The organism is Desulfuromonadales bacterium (genome assembly GCA_035620395.1).
In the GTDB taxonomy this organism is placed as follows: Bacteria; Desulfobacterota; Desulfuromonadia; order Desulfuromonadales; family DASPGW01; genus DASPGW01.
Genome location: DASPGW010000192.1, coordinates 1 through 4,084, shown reverse-complemented (window position 1 = coordinate 4,084; position 4,084 = coordinate 1). Strand labels below are relative to the sequence as shown.

General features: G+C 63.6%; 4 protein-coding genes. 1 reads left to right on the top strand and 3 read right to left on the bottom strand.

What is annotated here, in order from left to right; genetic code table 11:
• Positions 1-501: 501 nt before the first annotated feature.
• Positions 502-1,065, top strand: coding sequence for a dihydrofolate reductase family protein (locus VD811_10430; GenBank protein ID HXV21388.1), 564 nt, complete (start codon positions 502-504; stop codon positions 1,063-1,065).
• A gap of 69 nt (positions 1,066-1,134) precedes the next feature.
• On the opposite strand, the gene VD811_10425 is transcribed toward VD811_10430, so the two are convergent.
• From VD811_10425 to VD811_10415, 3 genes are all read right to left on the bottom strand, one after another.
• Complete coding sequence (locus tag VD811_10425; GenBank protein HXV21387.1) at positions 1,135-2,499, bottom strand: sodium:alanine symporter family protein; 1,365 nt, start codon at positions 2,497-2,499, stop codon at positions 1,135-1,137.
• Between the two features lie 409 nt (positions 2,500-2,908).
• A complete protein-coding gene (locus VD811_10420) occupies positions 2,909-3,391 on the bottom strand; it encodes a DUF1579 domain-containing protein (protein ID HXV21386.1) in 483 nt (160 codons plus the stop codon).
• 236 nt (positions 3,392-3,627) lie between these two features.
• Entirely contained in the window at positions 3,628-3,792 is a 165-nt protein-coding gene (locus tag VD811_10415; GenBank protein HXV21385.1) for a hypothetical protein, read from the bottom strand.
• Between the last annotated feature and the right edge of the window lie 292 nt (positions 3,793-4,084).

The following is a 4,084-nucleotide window of genomic DNA, read 5'->3' as shown; positions in this document are numbered from 1 at the left end:
GTTCTCCATGGTCAAGCGTGGGGGCAGCGGAATGCCGGGACAAATCCCGAATTCATTATCCGCCCCACCTCCCCCTGCTCCAATACCCGGGGTCGGACCAAATTAACTAATTGTAATTACAGATAAATCCACCAAAATATCCAGTCAAAAACAGCTTGTAAGTCGATTTTTTAGGGTAAAATGGGGTCATTCAGGGACGTGGCTGGTAACTTAATGGCGGTGGACAGCCGGAATGTCGGAGATTATGCACTGAAAGCCCGGATGAGTAAGAAGGAGGCTGCGGAGCAAATCCGCCGCGCCGGGATGTTTCTTGAAATGGCGACACCTCTGATGAAAGACGATTCCGACTTATCACCGTCAACCCGGTTTTTGCTGCACACGTCCTACCCCTGCCAGTCTGCAAATCTCACCGATCCATAACACCCCGGCATCCAGTCCTGCCCCGGCCTGCTCCAGCGCGTATAATGAAAGTCAGGAAACTGCTTGCAGGGGAGGTCTGCCATGCGCAAGGTGATCGTGTCCAACCTGATGTCCCTGGACGGCTTCATGGCCGGGCCGAACGGGGAGATCGACTGGTTCGTGGTGGATAAGGAATTCGACGCCTACGCCAGGGAGCTGTTCGAGGGGGTCGACACCCTGCTGTTCGGGCGGGTGACGTATCAGTTGATGGCCGGTTTCTGGCCGACCCCGGCGGCAGCTGCGGAGGACCCGTTCATCACCGAAAGGATGAACAGCCTGCCCAAGGTCGTCTTCTCGACGACGCTGGGGGCGGCCGACTGGGCGAATACGCGGCTGGTCAGGGCGAATCCCGCAGAGGAGGTCGCCCGGCTGAAGCGGCAGGCCGGCGGGGATATGATGATCTTCGGCAGCGGCACCCTCGTCTCCGCCCTGGCGCCGCCCGGCCTGATCGACGAATACCGGATCGTGGTGAATCCTGTCGTTCTGGGGAGCGGCAAGCCCCTGTTCAGCCAGATCGGCGAGAGGATCGACCTGGAACTCCTGAAAACCAGGACGTTGGGATGCGGGGACGTCATCCTCTACTACCGGCCCGGCAAAAAAGGATAATCGCCCCCTTCAGCCCAAATCCTCCTCGATCGTCCGCCCGGCGAGAATCCGGCGGATGACCAGCACCTTTTAGAAATCGTCTCCTAGCGAGACGCGCTGGCGTTTTTCCGACAGGAAGCGGTTCGTTTCCGCCACGATGACCCCCGACAGGCCGAGCAGGCCGATGAGGTTGGGGATGGCCATGAGGCCGTTCATCACGTCGGCGAAGTTCCAGACGAGCTCGAGCTTGATCACGGCGCCGATGCTGACGCAGAGGGAAAAGATCAGGCGATAGGGGAGGAGGGCTCGGACGCCGAGCAGATATTCCATGCACTTTTCGCCGTAATAGGCCCAGCCGAGGATGGTCGAGTAGGCGAAGAAGACAATCCCGAAGGTGACGATATAGCCCCCCGAGTTGCCGGGGAGGCCGGCGTCGAAGGCCGATTTGGTCAGGGCCGACACTTCGGCGCCGGTGCTCCAGGCGCCGGTGACGATCAGGACCAGGCCGGTCATGGTGCAAATGATGATGGTGTCGATGAAGGTGCCGGTCATGGAAACCAAAGCCTGTTCGCACGGCTCGTTGGTCTTGGCGGCGGCGGCGGCGATGGGCGCGCTGCCGAGACCGGACTCGTTGGAGAAGACCCCGCGCGAAACCCCTTTCTGGATGGCGAGCATGACGGTGGCGCCGAGGAAGCCGCCGGTGGCGGCGGTGCCGGTGAAGGCGTCCCGGAAGACCAGGGCCAGGGCGCCCGGGATTTCGCCGGCGAAGCGGCCCAGGATGAGGAGGCAGCCGCAGACGTAAACGACCGCCATGAAGGGGACGACGACGGCGGCGACGTTGCCGATCTTCTTCACCCCGCCGAGGACGACCAGGGCCGTCAAGGCGGCGAGGACCACGCCGGTGATCCCCGGCGCCACGCCGAAGGATTCCTTCAGGTTGCCGGCGACGGCGTTGGCCTGCACCAGGTTGCCGATGCCGAAGGCGGCAATGGCACCGAAGAGGGCGAAGAGGACCCCCAGCCATTTCTGTCCCAGCCCCCGTTCCAGGTAGTACATCGGCCCGCCGGCCATCTCGCCGTTCTCGTCGACCACCCGGTATTTGACCGCCAGCACCCCTTCGCCGTATTTGGTGGCCATCCCCACCGCGGCGGTGATCCACATCCAGAAGAGGGCGCCCGGTCCGCCGACGGAGATGGCGGTGGCGACGCCGATGATGTTGCCGGTGCCGATGGTGGCGGCCAGGGCGATCATCAACGCCTTGAAATGGCTGACGTCCCCAGGCTCATCGACCTTCGGCCTGGCGAAGGTCTCGCGCAGGGCGTGGCCCAGCAGGCGAACCTGGATTCCCCGCAGGCGGACGGTCAGGACGATACCGGTGCCGACCAGAAGAATCAGCAGGGGAAGCCCCCAGACGTAACCGCTTGCCGCGGCAAAAAAGGCGTTCAACTGCTCCATCGATTCCTCCCTGCAGGACTCATCCCTGCCGCATGAAGTGCATTCCCGTTTTTCCGTTGCACCGATTTTTAACCTTCCGACCCCTCGGGTAACCCGGGTGCGGCCCGGTCAAATGGCGGCGAATTTGCGCCTGATGCGACGGACCATCGCACCGGCACGCGGCAACGCCCCTGAGCCCCGGCGAAACGGTGCGTATTCTCTGCTGTCCCCATGTCTCTCTTGCAAAACAGGCGCCAAATGGGAGGATCAAGGCGGGGCCGGTCAGGGTGCATTTCAAACCCGCATCAACGGGCGTATGGCAGGTGCCGCTCTCTGGTTCCCCGTGCCGTCCAGCACGTCGATCGAGCCGGGCTGTGATCATCGCCCGCTGCGATTTCCGGCATCTGCCCGCCCACCTTCTGCCGCTCAGCTACTTCTTCCGCCGATAGTGCGCCGTCATGAAGTGGCACCACTTCCCGTCCTCGCCCAGCATGTGCGAGGTCAGCACCCGGTGGTCGTCGCTCTTGAACTCGATCACGTCCCTGAATTTCGCCATTTTCCCTTCGGCGGTCATGGCGGGGCCCTCGGTGTCGAGGGTCAGCACCTTTTCGGCCGCATCGAGGGCGCCGTCGTAAATCCAGAGGTGGGTCATCATCGACCCGATCCAGGTGCCCAGGTACCGCTTTTTCTGCGGGTCATAGCCGAGGGTCATCATCGTCGTCGCGGTGCCGCCGCCGGGCATCTCGCCCAGCCCCTCGGCCACGATCCAGAGGCCCCCGATGGACCGCACGCTCTCGGTCCCCCGGAAATGCCCGGGCGCGCAGCCCGGCTCCGTTGTCGCCTCGACTTCGAACGCCCACGCGCCGACCAGCTTCTGCAGCCACTCGTGTTCCTTCTGAGGTTCGACTTTCATCGCTGACTCCCTTCCCTTCGTGCCATGAGGGTTCAAGTAGAGATTAGCACAGGAACGGCCACCTGCAGTCCCGGATGGCGGGGTAGCGCATTGGCCGGGACAGGGACCGTTGGGTGAGGAAAAAAGAAGGCGGACCGGGCGGCCCGCCTTCGCGTTTCTCGGGGGAGGAGTGGAGGGACAGAGGAGATGCCGGCCGCCGGAGGATCCCCGACGGCCGGGCGAGGTTCGGTCGGCCGCTACTTCGCCGGGGCGGGCGCCTCGGCGGGCGCCGGAGCGGCCTGCGGGCAGGGGCATTGGCACTTGCCACCCTTGTGGCCCGCGTGGCCATGGTGACGGTGGTGCCAGCCGCAGCCGGAGAGGGTGATGGAGAGGGCGAGGGTGGCGAGGAGCAGTTTTTTCATGGGGGAAACCTCCTGGAGTTGGAATAGCCGTTATCGGTCCATATTTAAATACACCGCCGGACGGCCGCCGTCAATGGCCGGGCGCCTTTTCAGCCGCCCCCGGTACCCTTTTCAATGCCTTCAGGCCCCGCTCCAGCAGGCCGGCGTCTGTGGCGAACTGCTCCGCCGACATCCCGGACCCTCCTCCCCGGTGCACCGGGAAGAAAGGGTGGGCGCGGATGCGAAGATCTGCTATCCTGCGCGAAAGAGTTACCCAGGCCCCGGATGATGCGATGATTCCAGCTGCTGTCCC